We start from the raw sequence: 19685 nt of genomic DNA on the forward strand, positions 1-19685 counted from the left end.
CCGGCCGAGCTTACTCGAACCACACGTCGTAGAGGCGCGGGAAGCGGAAGGTCTTGAAGCCCTTCACGTTGGACCGCGTCGCTTGGGCCAGCCCCACGTCGCCGATCTTGATGATGGCGTTGAGCTCGTAGAGGCGGGCCTGGATCTTCTTGAAGGTCGCCTGGCGCTCTTCCACGCTCTTGCCGGTGATCAGCTCCTGGTAGAGTTCGTCGAGCTTCGCGTCGGGCTGGCGGAAGTGGGTGGTCGGGCCCGACAGGGTCGAGACCACGGCCACCGGGCCCATGTAGGGCTCGATGCCCATCACCAGCGTCCAGCCGTTCCAGCCCGTGTCCTGCAGGCGGATCTTCAGCGCCGTCGGCCAGTCGACCTGGTTGATGACCGCGTTGATGCCCACCGCCTTGAGCTGCTCGGCGATGACGACCGCCGACTTGCCGTGCTCGGGCGTGTTGGAGTCGGTGAGGATGGAGAAGGGCTCGCCCTTGTAGCCCGCCTCCTGCAGCAGCGCCTTGGCCCGGGCCGCGTCGCCGAGATTGTAGAGGTTCTTGCCGATGTCGCCGGCGTCGTAGGTGGTGCCGGGATACTGCCAGCCGTGGTTCAGCCCGAACAGGCCCTCGGTGGCGATGCCGACGATGGGCTCCATCTTCAGCGCGACCTGCACGGCCTGGCGGAACTTCGGATTGTCCGCCGGGGGCTGCTTGAGGTTCATGATGAAGGTCAGGAAGCCCCAGCGCTTGTTCTCGTAGACGGAGAACTTCGGATCGCCGGCGAGGCGCTTGGCGGTCGGCACCGGGATCTGCTCGTTGCCCTGGATCTCACCCGCCTCCAGCGCCGCCGTCCGCGCGCCGGTCTCCGGCATGATGCGGAAGGTGATGGTGTCGAAGTAGGCGGTCTTTTTGCCGCCGAAGCCGTCGGGCCCCTTGAAGCGCGTGTCCTGGGAGTACTCGGCGAACTTCGCGAGCTTCACGTGGCTGTCGGGCACGTACTCGACGAACTTGTAGGGACCGGTGCCGATGAACTCGATCTTGCCGGGATCCTTCCCCGTCTCCTCCTCGGGGATGATGACGGCTGGCGCGCGCGGCGAGGCGAAGGCTTCCAGGAAGGTGGGGGTCGCCTTGGCGAACTTCAGGGTGATCTCGTAGGGACCGGTGATGTCGATGCTGGTCACCGGATTGAGCAGGCCGGCGGTGGCGCCGTGCTTGCGGTACCGCTCGAGCGACGCCTTGACGTCCTTGGCGGTCATCTCCTTGCCGTTGTGGAACTTCACGCCCTTGCGGATCGGGATCGTGTAGGTGAGCCCGTCGTCCGAGATCTTCAGGGACTCGGCCAGGATCGGCATCGGACGAATGTCCTCGTCGTAGCCGAACAGGCTCTCGTAGATGTGCATCGTGATGTTGCGCGAGGCCTGGGACGATGTGACCATCCCGTCCAGGCTCGGCGGGTTCGACCCTTGCGCGAAAATCATGTTGCCGCCGGCCTTCTGGGCGAAGGCGGGCGATGTCAGGGACGTCGCCGCGCCGAGCGCGACGGCCACGGCGATGCGGCGGAAAAGCACAGCGTTCATGCAGATCCTCACGGCGGTCCTCCTAGCACCCGATTGATGCCCGTCTTTGATTGAATTGGTCGCGCCGACGAAGGGCAGGTTGTGGCGCCGTTCGTATAATCGTATACGATACTCGTCGAACAATGCAATGAGCAGGCAATGGCTTCTCCCATCCCCCTTCAGTCCGACGCGCTCGAACCCCTGAACGAGCGCAAGACGCTCGTGGAGCAGGTCGTCGACCGCATCGTCGAGGCCGCGGCGAGCGGCACGTTCCTGCCCGGCGACCGCGTGGTCGAGGCCGAGGTGGCCCGCCGGCTCCAGGTGAGCCGGGTGCCCGTGCGCGAGGCGCTGCGGCTGCTGGAAAGCCAGGGCATCGTCGAGAACATGCCCTATCGCGGCATGCGCCTCATGGACGTCAGCGTCGTGCGGCTCGAGAAGGTGCTGAAGGTCCGTCTCGTGCTGGAGCAGCTCGCCGCCGAGGAGGCGCGGGTCGCCGCGCAGAAGAACCCGTCGATCCTCGCGCCTCTGGTGCGCACCCGCGACCTCATGGTCGACGCGGCCCGCCGCGGCGACCGCTACGAGCTCGCCCGCCTCGACACGGTGTTCCACCGCCAGCTGTGCGGCCTCACCGGCAACGAGGTCCTGCTGCGCACCTGGGAGCCGCTGTCCCTGCAGCTCACCATCATCTTCGGCCTGTCGGCCATGCAAAAGGACCTGGTGCCGATCGCCGACGAACACACCGACATCATCGACGCGCTGCGCGGCAAGCCCGCGCGCGCCGTGGCGACGCTGATGCGCGAGCACATCGTCGACTACACGCGGGCCCTCGACCACGAGGGCTTCATCGAGCGCCTTCGCCTCTCGGGCAAGGCGAGCTGAGGGCATCCGTCGATGCTGGGCACGGCGCGACGGGCAGCGGCGGCGAAGGCGGGCGGCGAAGCGCCGCTCCTCGAGGTGACGCGGCTCTCCGTCGCCTTCTCCGGTCTCACCGTCGTCGACGGCGTCTCCCTGTCGCTGCGCGAGGGGGAGGTGCTGGGCATCGTCGGCGAGTCGGGCTCGGGCAAGAGCGTGACGGCGCAGGCGACCATGGGCCTTCTGCCCTCGTCCGCCCGCGTCACCGCCGACCGCCTGTCGCTCATGGGCGAGACCCTGCTGGGGATCGGCGAGAAGCGGCTGCAGCGCCTGCGCGGCTCGGCCATGAGCATGATCTTCCAGGAGCCGATGACGGCCCTGAACCCCGTGCTGACGATCGGCCGGCAGATCGGCGAGACGCTGGTGCGCCACGGTGTCGTGACGCAGGGGCAGGCGCGGGAACGCTCGGCCGAACTGCTGGCGCGCGTGGGCATCCCGTCGCCCCGCAGCAAGCTCGACGACTATCCCCACCAGCTCTCCGGCGGCATGCGGCAGCGGGTGATGATCGCCATCGCCATCGCCTGCAACCCGCGCCTGCTCTTCGCCGACGAGCCCACCACGGCGCTCGATGTCACCATCCAGGCCCAGATTCTCGAGCTCCTGCGCGAGTTGCAGCAGGAGTACCGCATGGGCATCGTGCTCATCAGCCACGATCTCGGCGTCGTGTCCTCCTTCGCCGACCGCGTGGCCGTGATGTATGCCGGCCGCATCGTCGAGGACGCGGCCGCTGACGCCATCTTCGCGCGGCCCGCCCATCCCTACACGCGCGGGCTGCTGGCCAGCCGGCCCTCCGCCACGCACGACGTGGCCCGGCTCACCGCCATCCCCGGGACCGTCCCGCCAGCCTTCGACCTGCCGAGCGGCTGCCGGTTCCGCACCCGCTGCGCCCAGGCGGACGCCGCCTGCGCCGCCACCGATCCGCCGCGCGTCGTGGTCGGCCCCGCCCACGGGGCGGCCTGCCTCAAGCCCCTGCTGGAGACACCCGCGTGACCGGGGAACCGCTCGTCCGCGTCCGCGACCTCGGCAAGGTCTTCCGCAGCCGGGCCAGCGGCTTCCTCGTGCCGCCCTTGGAGACGAAGGCGGTCGACGGGGTGAGCTTCGACATCGCGCGGGGCGAGACGCTGGGGCTGGTCGGAGAGTCGGGCTGCGGCAAGACCACGACCGGGCGCATGGTGGTGCGCCTGCTCGACCCCAGCATGGGTTCGATCCGCTTCGACGGCGCCGAGATCTCCGGGCTCGCCGGCAAGGCGCTGCGCGACCTGCGGCGCGACCTGCAGATCGTCTTCCAGGATCCGATGAGCTCGCTGAACCCGCGCATGACGGCGGGCGAGCTCATCGTCGAGCCGCTGGTGGTCCATGGCGTGGGGGACAACGCCTCCCGCCAGAAGCGCCTGCGCGAGCTCATCGACATCGTGGGCCTCCTGCCGCACCACGCCGCGCGCTTCCCGCACGAGTTCTCGGGCGGCCAGCGCCAGCGCATCGGCATCGCCCGGGCGCTGGCGCTCTCGCCCCGCTTCCTGGTGCTCGACGAGGCCGTGTCCGCCCTCGACGTCTCCATCCAGGCCCAGATCCTGAACCTGTTGCAGGACCTGCGGGCGGAGCTGTCGCTCACCTACCTCTTCATCTCGCACGACCTCGGCGTCATCCGCTTCATCTGCGACCGGGTGGCGGTGATGTATCTGGGCGAGATCGTCGAGATCGCCGACCGCGCCGCGCTCTTCGCCGCGCCGAGGCACCCCTACACCCAGGCCCTCCTCGCCTCGATTCCCGAGGTCGGTGTCGGAAAGCGCCGCTTCCAGCCGCTCACCGGCGACGTCCCCAGCGCCAGCAACCCGCCGCCGGGCTGCCGCTTCAACACGCGCTGCCCGCACGTGATGGACGTGTGCCGGAGCGTGCGGCCGAAGCTGGCTGCGGTGGGCGCGGGGCACGAGGCGGCGTGCCATCTTCTCGGGCCGGCCCACCAGACGGGGCCCGCGGGTTGACAGGATCGGCTTGAGCTCAGCTCAATGCAGCGGAGCGCGAGGTTTCAGCGGGCTGCCGACATGCAACGCACAGGGTTCATCGCGGCGGCACTCTGCCTGGCCGCGTCCGCAAGTTCGGCCGAGGATGCGCGCGTGGCGCCGCTCGTGGCGAAGATCTACCGGAATTTCGATGCCAACGGCCGGGGGCTCCAACCGCTCGGCAAGGACGCCAAGGCCTATTTCGACGACTCGCTCATCCGCCTGTTCAAGGCCGACAGCAAGCGCGCCGGCGGGGAGGTGGGCACCATCGACTACAACCCGCTGTGCTCCTGCCAGGACTTCGACATCAAGAACGTCTCGTTCGTGGAAAGGTCCAGCGACGACAAGACAATCATCGTGGACGTGACCTTCGAAAACTCCGCGGCGCAGGACGGCGTCACGCTGGTGCTGAGCAAGACCAAGGCGGGCTTGCGGATCTTCGACATCGGCGACAAGCAGGCTCCGAGCATCCGCAAGGTGCTGAGCCAGGCGGCGGCGAACTGAGGGCTGGTGATTCAATGTTCGGCGCCGCTTTGCATCCAACTCTTCCAGTGCGCGACCACCCCTCCGCCGTCCTGCCCGGGCTCGGCCCGGGCATCCACGACTTTGCCTGGGCCATACTCAAGTCGTGGATGGCCGGGCCAAGCCCGGCCAGGACGCGGAGAGGGACGTGTCAGCTGGACTGCCGAAAGATTCACACGCTCTGAGGCCGGCGGGCCTGCGACGTCTGCTGGCTTTCCAGCCTCCGCCAACCTTTCCGACGTCATGGCCGGGCTTGGCCCGGCCACCCGCGACTTGAGGACGGCCCCCGGCAAAGTCGTGGATGCCCGGGCCGGGCCCGGGCAGGACGCGGGGAGGGGGTCGCGAAAGCGATTTTGGGGCCCAGGAAGACCCCCGTCGCGCCTCACACCGCCGGCGTGGCGTAGAGCGTCTTGCCGCCGACCTTGATCTCCACGTCCACCCGGTACTGCCGCAGCGCCGCCTCGCTCACGGTCATGCCGAGGCCGGGCGCGTCGGGGGCCCGGACCTCGCCATTGGCATCGGGCTTCAGGTGGTTGGAGGTGAGGTCCACGGCGAGCGACTTCGGCGCCACCGGGAATTCGCAGATCGTGTCCTGCGCCAGCCCCGCGTACGGCTGCAGCGAAGCCGACAAAGCGAGGTGCGACGTGAAGGTGTGGTTCACGTAGGTCACGCCGCGCGCCGACGCGTAGTCGGCGATGGCCTTGGCCGGGCCGATGCCGCCGATACGGCCGCAGTCGATCTGGACGTAGCCGACCTTGCCGTAGTCGATGAGATGGCGGGCCATGAAGACGTTGTGCGCGCCTTCGCCGCCGGCGAGCTTCACCTTCGCGCTCTTCGCCGCGAGTTGTCCGTAGGCCTCGAGCGCGCTCGCGTGGAAGGGCTCTTCCAGCCAGGTCGCGCCGGCTTTCTCGAGCGCGGGAAGGCGGGCCAGCGCACGGTCCACGTCCTCGCCGAAGATCTGGCCGACGTCGACGAGCAGGATGCCGTCGGGGCCGATGCCCTCGCGCGCGGCGGCGAAGTGGTCGCCGTCCTCGGCGGGCGTGCCCCGCCCGATGGGACCCCAGCCGTACTTCACCGCGCGGAATCCCCGGGCCCTGGCCTTGCGGCCGAGTTCGAGGGTCTCCTGCGGCGTGTCGCCGAACAGCTGCGAGGCGTAGGGCACCTTGCCGTGCGAGGCCTTGTAGCCGAGCAGCTTCCACACCGGCTCGCCGCGCGCCCGGCCGAGCAGGTCCCACATCGCCATCTCGACGCCGGAGAAGGTGTGGGCGGCCTGCAGCAGGTCCATGCTGTCGTATTCGACCAGCGCGGCCATGCGCGCGATGTCGGCGGGGCCGTCCAGCGTCTGGCCGAGCACCGAATCCTGTACCGGCCGGCAGACCCCGTGCGACATGGGGCAGACGAAGGCCGCGATCGAGGGCAGGGGGGCCGCCTCGCATTCGCCCCAGCCCACGTGCCCGCCGCCGGCGACCCGCACCACGAGGGCGTCCTGGCTGCCGTCCGCCTCGGTCGTCACCTGCGGCATGGAGAGATAGAAGAAGTCGACGGCCTCGATTTTCATGGGGGACGCGGTCCTGTCAGGGGGAGGGCGGGGCTCTTCAGGCCTGGCGGGTGTAGGTCACCGGACGCGGATGGAACTCCACGTTCGGGTCGAGCGGGTACATCGGCCGTGCGCAGATGGTGTGGCCCAGCGTCGGCAGGTTCGCCGAGGTCGCGCCGGGGATGTCGATGTTGAAGTTCTTGGCCACCCACTGGTCGTACATGTGGTACTCGGTGTGGGGCGACTTCACGACGATGACGTCGAAGTCCCGCGGGTCGAGGCCGTTGGCGTAGTACATCGCGCGGTCGAACAGGCTCAGCGTCTTCGAGAACACCACGACCGTGAAGGTGCCGAAGGTGAGCACCGCCGTGGGGCCGGCATCGAGCCCGGTCTTCATGGTCTCCAGCCGCGCCTTGCCGTCCGAGAGCAGCTTCACCGTCGCCTTCACGCGCATGGGCTTGAAGCGCTTGGGATCGATCGCGCCGCCCAGCGTCACGTCGATGGTGGCGCCGACGCCGGCCTTGTGCGCGGCGGCCGCCGCATGCGGGTCGACGATCTGCGCCAGCACGCGCTTGCGCGTGTCGGCCCGGTGCAGGCCGTCGATGATGATGGCGCTGTCGCCGGTCGCGCCGGAGGAGGTCGCGTCGGCGGCATCGGTGAAGATCACCGGTCCCTTGATCGTCTCGGCCTGGGCGATGGCGCGCTCCAGCGAGATGAACTTGCCCTGCATGCGGAAGCGCAGCGGCCAGAATTCCTCGGCGATGCGCACGGCCTCGGCCTTGGCGGTGGCCTCTTCGCCGGCGGTGCACACGAGCACCTGGCAGCACAGCTCCGGCACGTCGGTGAAGGGGTTGCCGATCATGATGCCTGCGGCGAGCGCGGTGCCGTCGCGCTCGATGCGCTGGGCCTCGCGGATGCAGTCGCCGTAGCAGCCGGACTTGGTGATGCATTCGTCGCCGCGCACCAGCGCCGGGATCACGACCCGGGCGATCGTGGTCTTCAGCTTCTCGTCCAGGATGCGCACGAGGAGCCTGGCGGCGCGCTCGCCGGTGTCGGCGAAGTCGACGTGCGGATAGGTGTGGTAGATCGCGAGCCCGTTGACCTGCTTCAGCATCCGGTCGGTGAGGATGCCGTGCAGGTCGAGCGAGATCACGATCGGGATCGCCTCGCCGACGATGCGCCGGGTCTCTTGCAGCAGCCAGCCCTCGGGATCGAGCTCCCCGTCGGCCCCCATGGCGCCGTGCAGCGAGAAGTACACCGCGTCGATCCCGCCGGCCGCGCCCGCCTTGATGGCGTCCACGAGTTCGCCGGACAGCCGCTTCCAGCTGGCGGCGGCCAGGAGCCCGCCCGATCCGGCCCGCGCGCTCATGGTGAGCACGATGTCGTAGCCGGCGGCCCGCAGCACCGGCAGGGCGCCGCCGAGGCCGGTGTTCAGCCCGTCCTGCGACAGCATCTCCTCGCCGCGCTCGATGTGGAAGTCGTCATAGCCCGACTGCAGGGGGTTGAACGACGAGATTTCCTGCATGCATTCGACGATCAGGATGCGCGGGCGCCTGGTCATGGCGAGGTCCTCGGGGAGGGGTGAGCGGAAGGGCGGGACGCGGCAGGGCCGTGCCGCCGTCAGTCGTGGGAGAACTGGGCTTCGTCGTAGTCCTGCATGACGACCGCCACGCAGTCGCCGCGCTGCACGCGGCCGGGGCCCGCCGACATCCACAGGAGCCCCGAGGCGCGGTGCACGACCTCGATCGGCGCGGCGTCGACGTCCTCGACGAAATGCAGGAAGCCCGCGGTCTGCCCGGCCTCGATGCGGTCGCCCACCACCTGCAGGGGCTCGAACAGGCCGCTGCGCGGGGCGAAGGCGTAGCACTCGGCGTTGCGGACCATCATGTGGCGGGTGGCCGGGCTGCCGTCGCGCTGCGCCGTGTCGGGCTTGCCCTCGATGACGCCGAGCTGCTTCAGGACGTTGCGCACGCCGCGCTCGCCGATGCGCACGCCCTCGACGCTGACGCGGCCCCAGCCGCCGAGCTCCGTGCCGAGGGAGACGATGCCGCGCCGCTCGACGGCGGAAGTCAGCGTCGCGCCCTCGTCGACCCCGCTGAACACCACGTTGAAGGGCGCGCCGAAGGCCTTGGCCAGCGCCATGGTCCGCTCGCGGATCGCCGCGTCGTCGACATAGTGCATGTTGGTGGAGGGGGCGCTGTCGCCGGAGTGCCCGCAGGTGTGCAGGTCCACCGACACGTCGACCAGGGGCAGGATCACGCTGTCCATGAAGTGGGCCAGCATCTCCGAGAACGTGCCGCGCGGGTCGCCGGGGAAGCAGCGATTCATGTCCCGGTTGTCGACCGGCGAAAGGCGCGTGTCGTTCATGACCGCGGGGATGTTGACCGCCGGCATCATGATGACGCGGCCCTGCACCTGCTCGGGCTTGAGTGTGCGTGCGAGCTTCGAGACGGCGATGGGCCCCTCGTACTCGTCGCCATGCACGCCGCCGGTGAGCAGCACGGTCGGGCCGCTGCCGTTCTTGAGCACGATGATCGGGATCTCGACCACGCCCCAGCCGGACGTGTTGCGCGACAGCGGGGCTCGCGCATAGCCCGCCTGCCGCCCGTTCCTGTCGAAGTCGACCTCACACCGAACCCGGCTTCTTGGTCTCTCGGTCGCCATGGCAGCCCTCGACAAGTTTCTTCTCGGATCGTATGTTTGTATACGATCTTGGGGCAAGTCAAGCGGCGGCGAAGGTCGCCGGCCGCCCCGGGCGACACAGATTCCAGGCGCACGAGGCGCCTTGAGGGAGGAGCGATCGATGGCCGAAGGACGGCGTGCACTCGGGCCCGTGAAGATCACCCGCATCGAGGCCGCGCCGCTGTTCGGCGAGAGCCCGAAGGGAGGCTGGTCGGCGGAGATCCGGCCGGAAGACTCCATCCACGCCATCGTCGCCGTGCACACGGACGCCGGCATCACGGGCTATGGCAGCGTCTTCACAGACGGGCGCCTCGTGCAGGCGGGCCTGAAGGTGCTGGAGCCCCTCTACCGCGACGAGAATGCGCTGGAGCCGGAGCGCGTCACCGAGAAGCTGCACCAGAACACGTTCTGGATGGGACGCGGCGGCACGCTCACCCACACCATCTCCGGCATCGACATCGCCTGCTGGGACATCCTGGGCAAGGCGACGGGTCTCTCGGTCGGCCGGCTGCTCGGCGGCAGCTACCGGCGCAAGGTGCAGCCCTACTGTTCGCTGCTGATGGAAGAGCCGGACGCCATGCACCGCCTCGTGGCGCAGTATCGCGCCCAGGGGTTCCGCGCCTTCAAGATCGGCTGGGGCCCCTTCGGCCGCGCCAAGGACTACGGCCTCGACGAGGCCATCGTCGCCGCCGCGCGCGACGCGGCCGGCCAGGACTCCAAGCTCTTCGTCGACCCCGGCGCGAGCGACGCCTACTGGCCCCAGGGCCTCAAATGGGCGCTGCGCACCGCCGAGATGCTGGCCGGCTACGACGTCGGCTGGTTCGAGGAGGCGCTGAAGCCCGACGCGCTGGACGACTTCATCACGCTGCGCAAGGCGAGCCCCGTGCCGATCGCCGGCGGCGAGGTGCTGACGCGCCGCCAGGCCTTCATCCCCTGGCTCACCAAGGGCGCCTTCGACATCATCCAGCCGGACGTCACCAAGGTCGGCGGCATCTCCGAGCAGCGCAAGATCGCCTGGCTCGCCTACGACTTCGGCGTGAAGTACATCGGGCACGGCTGGAACACGGCGCTCGGCGTCGCCGCCGACCTGCAGCTCGCCTCGGCGTTCCCCGATTGCGACCTCGTCGAGTTCATCGGCGGCAGTCCCTATGTCGACGGCATCCTCCAGGAGCCGTTCAAGCTCGACGCCGACGGCATGCTCGACATTCCGGACGAGCCGGGCCTCGGCGTGCGCATCGATCGCGACAAGATCGCGCGGTACACGCCCGATCCGGCGCCCCTGTTCGCCTGAAAGCCTTCGGTCGATCTCGCGCAGCAGAGGGTGACGTCGCGGACGGGATGGGGCACGGTGCAGGCCCCATCCGGTCGGTGTGCCCATGCCAGACTATCTCGAGAGCGGTCCCGCGGACGCGGCCGCCACCCTGCTGCTGGCCCATGGCGCGGGTGCGCCCATGGACGCGCCGGCCATGTCGGCGATCGCCACGGCCCTGGCCACGGCCGGGCTGAGGGTGCTCCGGTTCGAGTTCGCCTACATGGCGGCCCGCCGGTCCGGCCAGCGCCGGCCTCCGCCCAGGGCGGAGAGCCTCATGGGGGAATATCGCGCCGCCGTGGCGGGGGCCGCCGCGCTGCGCGCGCCGCGGTCCCGCCTCGTCATCGGTGGCAAGTCCATGGGCGGCCGGGTCGCCTCGATGGTGGCGGACGACCTGCTGGACGAGGGGGCGATCGCCGGCCTGCTGTGCCTCGGCTATCCCTTCCACCCTCCCGGCCAGCCCGCGAAGACCCGCACCGCGCACCTCGAGGCCCTGCGCACGGCCACACTGATCGCCCAGGGCACGCGCGATCCGTTCGGGACGGCGGAGGAGGTGGCGGGCTACGCGCTGTCGCCGGCCATCGAGCTGCTGTGGCTGGCCGACGGCGACCATGATCTCAAGCCGCGCAAGGCGGTGAGCGGCTTCACCGCGGCCGACCACATGGCGACCCTCGCCGGCGCGGTGCGGGCCTGGGTCGACCGCCTGCCGTCGGCGTAGTCACGCCCTCACGCGGGGGGCTATTGCCAGGGCAGGCTACCCGCCGGCAGGCGCGGGGCCAGGCGATCGAGAACCAGCATCACCGTCGCGATGACCAGCGTCGACAGCACGGCGACCGCGGCGGCGGTGGAGGCGAGGCCCGCCTCGTCGAGGGAGAACAGGATCACGCCGATGGTCTCCGTCCCGCGCGACCACAGCAGCGCCGACACGGTGAGCTCGTTGAAGGCGAGCAGGAACACCATCAGCGAGCCCGCCACGACGCCCGGCGCCACGGCCGGGGCCACGACGTAGCGCAGGCGCTGCAGGGCCCCGGCGCCGCACAGCGCCGCCGCCTCCTCGACCGCGGGATCGAGCTGGTCGATGGAGGCCGTCACGGGCTTGAAGGCGAGGGGAAGGAAGCGCGCCGCATAGGCCAGCACGATGATGGCCCCGGTGCCGTAGAGGCTGATGCCGACGAGCGGCAGCGGACGCAGCAGCAGCAGGATCGCGGCCAGTGCCAGCACGATGCCGGGGATGGCGTAAGGCAGCTCGATCGCGGTCTCGACCGTGGCCCTCAGGCGCGGCCAGCGCCGGACGAGGGCGTAGCCCAGCACGAGCGCCAGGCTGGCGCACAGCAGCGCCGCCGTCCCGGCGAACAGCAGCGAGTTGCGGAACGCCCGCGTCGTCACGTCCTGGCGCAGCAGCACCTCGACGAAGTGGTCGGCGGTGAGCGTGCGCCAGGACAGCGGCATCCCGTAGGACGGCACGAGCGCGCTGCCGAGCAGCGACAGGAACGGGAGCACGGTGCACAGCACGATCATGAACCAGGAGAAGACGGCGGCGGCGCGCGCGGCCCGGCCGGGGGTCCACAGCCCGTCGAGCGTGCGGCCGTCCGAGGACAGGGCCGGCGCGCGGGAGACGAGGCGCTGGGCCGCGAGCACGCTGCCGCCGGCCAGCACCACCAGCACCAGGCTCAGGCTGGCCGCGTCGCCGATGACGGAGGGACCGAAGCTCGTCAGGCGCCGGTAGATCAGCGTCGGCAGCGTCAGGTAGCCGCTCGACAGGCCGAGGATGGCGGGAATGCCGAAATTGCCGAGGGCGGAGGCGAAGCACAACAGTGCCGCGGCCGCGACGTGGCCGCGGGTCAGCGGCAGCACGACCCGCAAAATCGTCTGCGTCCGGCTCGCGCCGTCGAGTGCAGCCGCCTCCGCGACCTCGCGCGGCAGGCGCGCCAGGCCCGCGCGGATCACGACGAAGGCGAGCGGCGCGTGGTGCAGGCCGAGCACGCCGATGATGCCGGCCGCCCCGCGCATGGGGTTGCTCGAGCCGGCCGGCGGCGCGAGGTCGAGCGCGAGGAGCAGCGGAGAGGCGGGACCCAGCAGCCCGGCGAAGGCCAGCGCCGCGACCTGCGGCGCCATCATCATCGACAGCAGGAAGAGGAAGGAGAAGGCCCTCCGCCCCGGCATGTCCCACAAGGTCGCGACCAGCGCGACCGCGCCGCCCAGCACCAGGGATATGGCCGCCGAGGCGAGGCTGGTCTCCAGCGAGTGCTGGGTGGCCAGCAGGGCCGCTCGGCTGCTGGCGAGCGACCAGGCCGCGGCCACGGCCAGTTCGCCGCCCCGCGTCAGGCCGGCGAAGGCGAGGCGCACGACCGGGAGCGCCGACAGGAGCCCCACCGCCACGCCGATCGCCGCCAGCGCGACGAACGCGCCCGGCCCGCGCCAGAGCGGCGAACTCTCGAACCTCGTCGTGCGCAAACGCCCGCCGCCCCTCACTGCCCGAAGATGTCGGAGAAGCGCTTCTTGTTGGCGTCGTCCTCCGCCAGGGCCTTGCCGGCATCGAAGGTCATGAGCCGGATCGCCTCGCGCTCGGGATAGCCGGGAGGCAGCGCGGCGGTCGGCAGAGCGGGCACGTAGCCCTGCTTGGTGGCGAGATCCTGCCCCTCCGGCGACAGCACGAAGTCGATGAAGGCGCGCGCCGCCGCCTCGTTCTTCGTGGTCTTGAGGATCGCGACCGGTTCGCTGACGGCCGAGACGCCTTCCTTGGGGAAGACGAACTCGACGGGCGCGCCCTTGGCCTTCTCGCGGATCGGCATGTAGTCGACGATCATGCCGAACATCTTCTCGCCGCCCGCCACCTGCTTGAGAATGTCGCCGTTGCCGCCGCCGGGCACCGCCTTGTTGGCGGCGATCGCGTCGTAGAAGCCCCAGCCCTCGGGCAGGTTCGCGACCAGGGTGACGGTGTGGATCATCGCCGCGCCCGACGTCAGCGGCGAGGGCAGCGCCAGCTGGCCCTTGGCCTCGGGGCGCTTCAGGTCCGCCCAGCTCGTGGGCTTGAAGGGGGCCTTGGCGTTGTAGACGATGCCCGTGGTGATGAGCTTCGTGCCGAACCAGAACCCGTCCTTGTCATGGATGCCGGCGGGATAGGCGGCGAGGTTGGCGGGCTTGTGGGGCAGGAGCCGGCCTTCCTTCTTGAGGCCCTCCATGGTGACGCTGTCGGCGATGAGCAGGATGTCGGCCTGCGGCTGGCCGGCCTCGATTTCGGCCCGCAGCTTCGCCATAACCCGCGGAGTACCGTCGCGGACGAAGGAGACGTCGACCTTCGGGAACTTCGCCTTGAACGCGTCGATCGTCTGTTGCGCGTCGGTCTGCGGCTGGCTCGTGTAGAGGACGAGCTTTCCCTCCTGGCCGAAGGCGGCGGTGCTGGCGATGGCCATCGCGGCCGCCGTGAGCAAGGCTCTCATCGTGACGTTTCCCTGGTTCGTTGCGGCATCGCCGGCGTCCTAGGCTAGTTCAAGCTCGATAGCGATCAAGCCGGTACCGTGTCGCGGAGCCTTGCCCCCGACGCGGCCGAAATCCACAGCTTCTCGCTCCCGGCCCGCGCCCCGCCGGCCGGCGAAGTCCCTAGCCGTCCTCCACGACGGTTCCGTGACGCTCCCCGGCCGCTGGGAGGCGGGGTGTCAGAGCCGGCTCGAACGTGGCAGAACTGCGCTCACGAGCGACCGGCCGACGCAAATCGCCGCCCGAGCCGCGGCCATGCGCGGGAGCACATGATGACGACCCCGGCCCCGTCTGGACCCGACGCGATCGCCCTGCGCGAGGCGTCGCGCGCCGACGCGGAGGCGATCGCCCGGCTGCACCACGACCTCTGGCACGAGACCTACGCGGCGCTGGCTCCTCCCGACCTGCCGGCACTCATGACGCTCGAGGCACGTCGGACCCGGTGGCGCGCGATCCTGGACGAGCCCGGCCAGGATCTCGTCATGGTCGCCCGGGCGGGCGACACCCTGGCGGGGTTCATGCTCATGGGGCCACCGTCCGAACCTGCCTTCGGGGCCTGCTGCGAAATCAGGCATCTCTTCGTGCGCGGCACCCTGCAGGGCAGGGGCCTCGGGCGCCGCCTGCTGGCCGAGGCGGCACGGCGCGCCCTCGACCGTGGCGAGACGCGGCTGGGGCTCGGCGTCGTCGACGGCAACCGGGGCGCGATCGCGTTCTACACGCGCCTGGGCGGCCGGATGGTCGGCGCCTACACGGACCCTGGGCCGCGGTGGCGCTCCCGCAACCTGATCTTCGTGTGGGACGACCTGCCGGCTCTCGCGGCGAGCGTTCGGGACTGAGCTTCGGCAAAGGCGGTGTTGGCGAAAATACATTTCAACAGGCGCGGGCACTGCATACAATTCTCAACCGGAATCCCGATTTGCCTCAAGAGTGCGCAGTCGCCCGTCCCCCCCACGCGTGCCACAGGGATCGACCGTCCATGCCGTCCTTCAGGGTCCTCCTCGCATTCGCCGTGCTCTTCGCTCCCACCGTCGCCGTCGCGCAGTCGGGCGACGGCGGTCGCGGCAGCTATCTCGTCAACGGCCTGATGGCGTGCGGCAGCTGCCACACGCCGAAGGGGCCGCAGGGCGACATCGCTGAGAAGGCTTTCTCGGGCGGTCTCACCTTCGACGAGGGGCCCTTCAAGGTCACGGCCTCCAACATCACGCCGGACCCGGAAACCGGGATCGGATCGTGGAGCGCCGACGATCTCAAGCGCCTGCTGCGGACCGGCGTCCGCCCCAACGGCGTCCCGCTGGCGCCGATCATGCCGACGGGCTTCTACGGGCTGATGAGCGAGGAGGACCTCGACCAGGCGGTCGCCTACCTCCGCTCCGTACCGGCCGTGAAGAACAAGGTGCCGGACCCGGTCTACCGCGCGGTCATTCCGCGCCAGGTGTTTCCCGGGGCGGAGAAGCCCTACACCGCGACCGACATTCAGGCGCCCGTCGCCCGGGGCTTCTATCTCGCGACGCTCGCCCACTGCATGGAGTGCCACACCCCGATGGGACCGCGCGGACGCGACTTCGCCAACGACCTCGGCAAGGGTGGGTTCGAGCTCAAGGGCCCGTGGGGCATCTCGATCTCCCGCAACATCACGCAGAGCACCACCAAGGGGCTGGGCGGCTGGACCGATGCCGAGATCAAGCGGGCCATCACGAAGGGGATCTCGAAGGACGGTTCGCACCTCGCGCCGCCGATGTCCTTCGCCTCCTACGAGCGCGCCAGCGAGGCCGACCTCGACGCCATCGTCGCCTGGCTGAGGACCCTGCCGGCCCGTGACTGAAGCGGGGCTGTGCCGGCGCCCGCATTGACGCGGGAGGCGGCCGACCTTATGCCGCGCTCGGAACCGAGCGCGAGACCAAGAAGCGATGTCGCAGCCTTTCGTGTTGATCGCCGGCGGCGGCATCGGGGGGCTCGCCACCGCGCTCACCCTGCACCAGATCGGCGTGCCCTGCAGGGTCTTCGAGACCGTTCAGACCCTGCGGCCCCTGGGCGTGGGCATCAACCTGCAGCCCAACGCCGTCCGCGAGCTGTACGACCTCGGCATCACGGCCGCCGACCTCGACACGATAGGCCTGCCGGCCCGGGAATGGGCGCTCGTCGGCCTCAACGGCAAGGACATCTATTCGGAGCCGAGGGGGCTCGACGCCGGCTACCGCTGGCCGCAATACGCCGTGCACCGGGGCGCGCTGCAGATGCTCCTCTACCGGACGGTGATCGAGCGCCTGGGACCGGACGCGGTGCGTACGGGCGAGCGGGTGGTCGGCTACGCGAACCGGCCCGATGGCGTGACGGCCTCGATCCGGAAGGCCGACGGCACGACCGCCGAGGTGAATGGCACGCTGCTGGTGGCGGCCGACGGCCTGCATTCCGCCGTCCGCGCGCAGATGCATCCGGGCCAGCCCCCGATCCACTGGGGCGGCGCGGTGATGTGGCGCGGCACCAGCCCGGGCTATCCGGTGCGCACCGGCGCGTCCTTCGTCGGCTTCGGCACGCACAGGCACCGCGTCGTGTTCTACCCGATCTCGCCCGCCGATCCGGCGACGGGGCTTGCGACGATCAACTGGATCGCCGAGGTCACGTTCGACAACTCCGCCGGCTGGACCCAGGGCGACTGGAACCGCCGGGTCGAGATCGACGACTTCATCCATCACTTCGCGGACTGGAGCTACGACTGGATCGACGTTCCCGCCATGCTGCGGCGCGCCGAGGTCGTGTACGAGTATCCGATGATCGACCGCGACCCGGTGCCGACCTGGCAGGACGGCCGCGTGGCGCTGCTCGGCGATGCCGCCCACGTCATGTATCCGACCGGGTCGAACGGCGCGAGCCAGGCCATCGTCGACGCGCGCGTCCTCGGCTCCTGCCTGGTCGAGCACGGCGTGACCGAGGCGGCCCTGGCGCGCTACGACGGGCTGCTCTGCAAGGACATCTCGGCCGTCGTCCTGCGCAACCGCGGCGCCGGCCCGTTCGGCCTGCTCAACATCGTCGACGAACGCTGCGGCGGCACCTTCGAGGCCATCGACGACGTGATCTCGCCCGCGGAGCGCGACGAATTCATGGCCCGCTACAAGGCGGCGGCCGGCTTCGCCAAGGACCGGCTGAACGGCGCGGCCCCGACGATCGCGCCGGGCGCACGGGTGCGGTGAGGCTCCGGCCCATGGCCTTGCCCGTCGGTGCGGGCAAGGTCGCCGCCGGTCGGCGGGCCGCTGCGCACATCAGAGCGTCAGGAAGCTCCACTCCCGGCTGAACGGCACCCGGCTCATCAGCACGCCACCCTTCTCCGTCACGAGGATCGTGTCGCTGGGGTTGATGCCGAGCCCGCGCTGTGTGTCGTAGAGGCCGGGCTCCACGCTGAACATCATGCCCGCCTCGATCGGCGTCTCGTCGCCCAGCGACAGGCACGGCATCTGGTGGCCTTCGTGGTTCATCCCCTGGCCATGGCCCGGGCGGTGATAGATGTAGTCGGCCATGCCGTGCTTCACCTGGTAGGCATGGACGTCGTGGGCGACGTCGCAGCAGCGCCGGCCGGGGCGGCAGCCCTCGACCATGATCTGGGCGGTGTCGGCCACCACCTGCCACATCTTCTCCTGGTGGGGCGCCACCGGAGCGATCTGGTAGTTGCGGTAGCACTCGCCGCCATAGCCTCCGAGATACATGTCGGAGTTGACGTAGAGCGGCTCGCCGCGCTGGACGCGGTTGCAGAAGAACTGGTTGGGGTGGGGGTAGGCGGTCGCGGGCCCGCAGCGCACGTAATGCGCGGTCACGTCGACCCCGATGGCGCTGTGGGGCTTTCCGTCGCGCTGCACGTCCTGCAGGAGCAGGTGGATGCCGAAGATGCGCATCACCATGCCGATCTCGAAGTCCGTCGCATCGGTTCCGCGCGCCAGGATGTAGTCGCGGGCGAAGCAGTGCAGCCGGTCGAAGTACCGGTAGACCCGCTGGGTGAGCGCGACCTCCTCGGGCGTCTTGCGGGCGCGCATGGCCTGGCAGGGCGCCGCGATGGGCACGAAGGTGACGCCCGGCAGGATGGCCTCGATCGCGGCGCGCTCGGCCTCGCCCAGCGTCGCGTCGATGCCGATGGTGCGGTAGCCCTTGCCCTTCAGGTTCTCGAGCATCCAGGCGAAGAGATCGACCCGGTTGCCCGGCGTCACGCGCCCTTCGTTCGGGTAGCCGTCGGCCGCGTGCGGATCGCAGAAATAGGTGGTGCAGCTCGTCGCCCACCAGGCCTCGACCAGGGCGAGGTCGATGCGCGGGATGAACCAGTGGGCGGCGTCGGCCTCGCGCGCCGGCAGCAGCACCCAGGAGCGGCGCGAGTCACCGCCGCGGAAGCAGCCGGTGAAGTAGATCTGGTTGAACTTCGTCGCCAGCAGGATGGCGTCGACCTCCGGCAGCCGCGCCTTCAGGGCCTCGGCGCGGTCCTGGTACCAGCGAAGCGGCAGGCGGTCGGTCCCGAAAGGCGCCGGCTCGGGCTGCAACGGCCGATCGACGAGCAGCGCCGCCGACGGCGAGGCCGCCGGGTCGCGATACGTCTGTGCGAGCGCGACGGCGGCATCGAAGCCGGAGCCGATCGCGCGCAGGGCGTGGGTGAGGTCGCTGTCCATGGGCAATCCGTTGCAGTGCAGGTCCGGGCACGCGCGCCGATGGCACGGCCGCTGCGATGTTCATCCGGGCGCGGCGCTTCGATCAAGTCCGCATCGGCGTCAGGCCGGGCCTGGGTCCGTCCCGCGCTCGGCGGCGCCGTGCTCGATGCATTCCTCCACCGTCGCCGTGAGGCGGTCGAGCAGCCAGCGGCCGGCGGGGCCGGGGGGACTGTCGGCGCGGTGGACGGCGCGCATGGGCGCCCTGACGCCATCGGGCCAGTCCTCCTGGCGGATCAGGACGAGCCGGCCGGCCGCGATGTCGTCCTGGACGAGATGCAGCGGCATGTTGCCCCAGCCCAGCCCCGCGATGAGGAAGGTCCGCTTGGCCCCGAGATCAGCCAGGCGCCACGGATTCCTGCCGATGACGCCGAAGTCCTTGCCCTTGGTCAGGCCGGACCTGTCGCTCAGCACGAGCTGGACGTGGCGGGCGAATTCGTCGCGCGCGACGGGCGAGGGCGCCGCGGCCAGGGGATGGCCGGGCGCCACGACCGTGACCATCCGGATCGACAGCAGGTGTTCCTTCACGAGCTGCGGAGGCACGTCGGGCATGAAGCCTGCCACCGCGAGCGAACACCGCCCCTCGAGGACCGGCAGGAGGATGCCTCCCAGCGCCTCCACCTCGACGCGCAGGGGGGTCTCCGGGAACGCGATGCTGAAGTCGCGGACGGCGCGCGCGAACACCTGGATGGGGAACATCACGTCCAGCGCCACCGCGAGCTCGGGCTCCAGCCCGCCGCCGAGCGCCCGGGCCTTTCCCTTCAGCGTGCCGACCTGGCGGGTGATCGCGCGGGCGTCGGCGACCAGCGCCTGGCCCTCGCGCGTGAGTACCGGGTAGCGCGACGACCGATCGAAGAGCTTGACGCCCAGCTGGGCCTCCAGGTTGGCCAGCGTCTGGCTGACCACCGACTGGGAGCGCTTGAGGCGGCGGCCGGCCGCGGAAAAGCTCCCTTCGTCCGCCGCGGCGAGGAAGGTGAGGATCTGGTCCAGGGTGAGGGCGTCCAGCACGGCCGGTCTCCATCTATCC

General features: G+C 70.3%; 17 protein-coding genes. 9 read left to right on the forward strand and 8 right to left on the reverse strand.

Going from position 1 to position 19685, the window contains the following annotated elements; all coding sequences use genetic code 11:
• Positions 1 to 10: 10 nt before the first annotated feature.
• Positions 11 to 1561 (reverse strand): ABC transporter substrate-binding protein, encoded by a 1551-nt coding sequence (locus tag Q0Q47_RS17960; RefSeq protein WP_293862836.1) that lies wholly within the window; start codon positions 1559 to 1561, stop codon positions 11 to 13.
• Positions 1562 to 1699: 138 nt separating this feature from the next.
• Here Q0Q47_RS17960 and Q0Q47_RS17965 point away from each other — a divergent pair, with 138 nt between their 5' ends.
• Genes Q0Q47_RS17965 through Q0Q47_RS17980 form a run of 4 tightly spaced genes read left to right on the forward strand, consistent with a single transcriptional unit; the run spans position 1700 to position 4956 of the window.
• A complete protein-coding gene (locus tag Q0Q47_RS17965) occupies positions 1700 to 2419 on the forward strand; it encodes a GntR family transcriptional regulator (RefSeq protein WP_293862838.1) in 720 nt (239 codons plus the stop codon).
• Between the two features lie 12 nt (positions 2420 to 2431).
• Complete coding sequence (locus Q0Q47_RS17970) at positions 2432 to 3442, forward strand: ABC transporter ATP-binding protein (protein WP_293862840.1); 1011 nt, start codon at positions 2432 to 2434, stop codon at positions 3440 to 3442.
• Positions 3439 to 4434, forward strand: a complete 996-nt coding sequence (locus Q0Q47_RS17975) for an ABC transporter ATP-binding protein (RefSeq protein WP_293862842.1) — start codon at positions 3439 to 3441, stop codon at positions 4432 to 4434. The genes Q0Q47_RS17970 and Q0Q47_RS17975 overlap by 4 nt, the downstream gene beginning before the upstream one ends.
• A 60-nt stretch (positions 4435 to 4494) precedes the next feature.
• On the forward strand, positions 4495 to 4956 hold the full coding sequence (locus Q0Q47_RS17980) for a hypothetical protein (RefSeq protein WP_293862844.1): 462 nt from the start codon (positions 4495 to 4497) through the stop codon (positions 4954 to 4956).
• Positions 4957 to 5356: 400 nt separating this feature from the next.
• Here Q0Q47_RS17980 and Q0Q47_RS17985 read toward each other — a convergent pair whose 3' ends face one another.
• From Q0Q47_RS17985 to Q0Q47_RS17995, 3 genes are read right to left on the reverse strand one after another with little or no spacing between them, the layout of a single operon-like run.
• Positions 5357 to 6532, reverse strand: a complete 1176-nt coding sequence (locus Q0Q47_RS17985; protein ID WP_293862846.1) for a mandelate racemase/muconate lactonizing enzyme family protein — start codon at positions 6530 to 6532, stop codon at positions 5357 to 5359.
• 37 nt (positions 6533 to 6569) lie between these two features.
• The gene (locus tag Q0Q47_RS17990) at positions 6570 to 8072 is read right to left on the reverse strand and encodes a M81 family metallopeptidase (protein WP_293862848.1); all 1503 of its coding nucleotides are present in this window, start codon (positions 8070 to 8072) and stop codon (positions 6570 to 6572) included.
• Between the two features lie 59 nt (positions 8073 to 8131).
• A complete protein-coding gene (locus tag Q0Q47_RS17995; RefSeq protein ID WP_293862850.1) occupies positions 8132 to 9175 on the reverse strand; it encodes a succinylglutamate desuccinylase/aspartoacylase family protein in 1044 nt (347 codons plus the stop codon).
• A 139-nt stretch (positions 9176 to 9314) separates the two neighbouring features.
• Here Q0Q47_RS17995 and Q0Q47_RS18000 point away from each other — a divergent pair, with 139 nt between their 5' ends.
• Both Q0Q47_RS18000 and Q0Q47_RS18005 read left to right on the forward strand, forming a co-directional pair.
• Positions 9315 to 10484 (forward strand): mandelate racemase/muconate lactonizing enzyme family protein, encoded by a 1170-nt coding sequence (locus Q0Q47_RS18000; RefSeq protein WP_293862852.1) that lies wholly within the window; start codon positions 9315 to 9317, stop codon positions 10482 to 10484.
• 85 nt (positions 10485 to 10569) lie between these two features.
• Positions 10570 to 11220: an alpha/beta family hydrolase gene (locus Q0Q47_RS18005; protein WP_293862854.1), complete on the forward strand. Its 651-nt coding sequence runs from the start codon at positions 10570 to 10572 to the stop codon at positions 11218 to 11220.
• Between the two features lie 20 nt (positions 11221 to 11240).
• On the opposite strand, the gene Q0Q47_RS18010 is transcribed toward Q0Q47_RS18005, so the two are convergent.
• Positions 11241 to 12956, reverse strand: a complete 1716-nt coding sequence (locus tag Q0Q47_RS18010) for an iron ABC transporter permease (protein WP_293862856.1) — start codon at positions 12954 to 12956, stop codon at positions 11241 to 11243.
• 14 nt (positions 12957 to 12970) lie between these two features.
• Positions 12971 to 13942 carry an ABC transporter substrate-binding protein gene (locus Q0Q47_RS18015; RefSeq protein WP_293862858.1) on the reverse strand — a complete coding sequence of 324 codons (972 nt, stop codon included), beginning with the start codon at positions 13940 to 13942 and terminating at the stop codon, positions 12971 to 12973.
• 309 nt (positions 13943 to 14251) lie between these two features.
• Between Q0Q47_RS18015 and Q0Q47_RS18020 the strand changes: the two genes are divergently transcribed.
• The 3 genes from Q0Q47_RS18020 (at position 14252) to Q0Q47_RS18030 (ending at position 17167) form a co-directional block, all read left to right on the forward strand.
• Complete coding sequence (locus Q0Q47_RS18020) at positions 14252 to 14815, forward strand: GNAT family N-acetyltransferase (RefSeq protein ID WP_293862860.1); 564 nt, start codon at positions 14252 to 14254, stop codon at positions 14813 to 14815.
• 140 nt (positions 14816 to 14955) lie between these two features.
• Positions 14956 to 15801 carry a c-type cytochrome gene (locus Q0Q47_RS18025; protein ID WP_293862862.1) on the forward strand — a complete coding sequence of 282 codons (846 nt, stop codon included), beginning with the start codon at positions 14956 to 14958 and terminating at the stop codon, positions 15799 to 15801.
• Between the two features lie 85 nt (positions 15802 to 15886).
• Positions 15887 to 17167 carry a flavin-dependent oxidoreductase gene (locus tag Q0Q47_RS18030; RefSeq protein WP_293862864.1) on the forward strand — a complete coding sequence of 427 codons (1281 nt, stop codon included), beginning with the start codon at positions 15887 to 15889 and terminating at the stop codon, positions 17165 to 17167.
• Positions 17168 to 17236: 69 nt separating this feature from the next.
• Here the strand turns inward: Q0Q47_RS18030 and Q0Q47_RS18035 are convergent, their stop codons facing one another.
• Together Q0Q47_RS18035 and Q0Q47_RS18040 are read right to left on the reverse strand one after the other, a co-directional pair.
• A complete protein-coding gene (locus Q0Q47_RS18035) occupies positions 17237 to 18622 on the reverse strand; it encodes a Xaa-Pro peptidase family protein (RefSeq protein ID WP_293862866.1) in 1386 nt (461 codons plus the stop codon).
• A gap of 99 nt (positions 18623 to 18721) precedes the next feature.
• On the reverse strand, positions 18722 to 19666 hold the full coding sequence (locus tag Q0Q47_RS18040) for a LysR family transcriptional regulator (RefSeq protein ID WP_293862868.1): 945 nt from the start codon (positions 19664 to 19666) through the stop codon (positions 18722 to 18724).
• Between the last annotated feature and the right edge of the window lie 19 nt (positions 19667 to 19685).

The sequence above is a fragment of the uncultured Alsobacter sp. genome (genome assembly GCF_945952055.1).
Classification (GTDB): Bacteria; Pseudomonadota; Alphaproteobacteria; order Rhizobiales; family Beijerinckiaceae; genus Alsobacter.

What these genes read in the sequence shown, in the direction of transcription:
- Q0Q47_RS18005 (WP_293862854.1), top strand. Translation starts at nt 10,570, where the DNA reads ATGCCAGACTATCTCGAGAGCGGTCCCGCGGACGCGGCCGCCACCCTG.
- Q0Q47_RS17965 (WP_293862838.1), top strand. Translation starts at nt 1,700, where the DNA reads ATGGCTTCTCCCATCCCCCTTCAGTCCGACGCGCTCGAACCCCTGAAC.
- Q0Q47_RS17980 (WP_293862844.1), top strand. Translation starts at nt 4,495, where the DNA reads ATGCAACGCACAGGGTTCATCGCGGCGGCACTCTGCCTGGCCGCGTCC.
- Q0Q47_RS18025 (WP_293862862.1), top strand. Translation starts at nt 14,956, where the DNA reads ATGCCGTCCTTCAGGGTCCTCCTCGCATTCGCCGTGCTCTTCGCTCCC.
- Q0Q47_RS18030 (WP_293862864.1), top strand. Translation starts at nt 15,887, where the DNA reads ATGTCGCAGCCTTTCGTGTTGATCGCCGGCGGCGGCATCGGGGGGCTC.
- Q0Q47_RS17970 (WP_293862840.1), top strand. Translation starts at nt 2,432, where the DNA reads ATGCTGGGCACGGCGCGACGGGCAGCGGCGGCGAAGGCGGGCGGCGAA.
- Q0Q47_RS17995 (WP_293862850.1), bottom strand. Translation starts at nt 9,175, where the DNA reads ATGGCGACCGAGAGACCAAGAAGCCGGGTTCGGTGTGAGGTCGACTTC.
- Q0Q47_RS17985 (WP_293862846.1), bottom strand. Translation starts at nt 6,532, where the DNA reads ATGAAAATCGAGGCCGTCGACTTCTTCTATCTCTCCATGCCGCAGGTG.
- Q0Q47_RS18015 (WP_293862858.1), bottom strand. Translation starts at nt 13,942, where the DNA reads ATGAGAGCCTTGCTCACGGCGGCCGCGATGGCCATCGCCAGCACCGCC.
- Q0Q47_RS17960 (WP_293862836.1), bottom strand. Translation starts at nt 1,561, where the DNA reads ATGAACGCTGTGCTTTTCCGCCGCATCGCCGTGGCCGTCGCGCTCGGC.
- Q0Q47_RS18035 (WP_293862866.1), bottom strand. Translation starts at nt 18,622, where the DNA reads ATGGACAGCGACCTCACCCACGCCCTGCGCGCGATCGGCTCCGGCTTC.
- Q0Q47_RS17990 (WP_293862848.1), bottom strand. Translation starts at nt 8,072, where the DNA reads ATGACCAGGCGCCCGCGCATCCTGATCGTCGAATGCATGCAGGAAATC.
- Q0Q47_RS18020 (WP_293862860.1), top strand. Translation starts at nt 14,252, where the DNA reads ATGACGACCCCGGCCCCGTCTGGACCCGACGCGATCGCCCTGCGCGAG.
- Q0Q47_RS18000 (WP_293862852.1), top strand. Translation starts at nt 9,315, where the DNA reads ATGGCCGAAGGACGGCGTGCACTCGGGCCCGTGAAGATCACCCGCATC.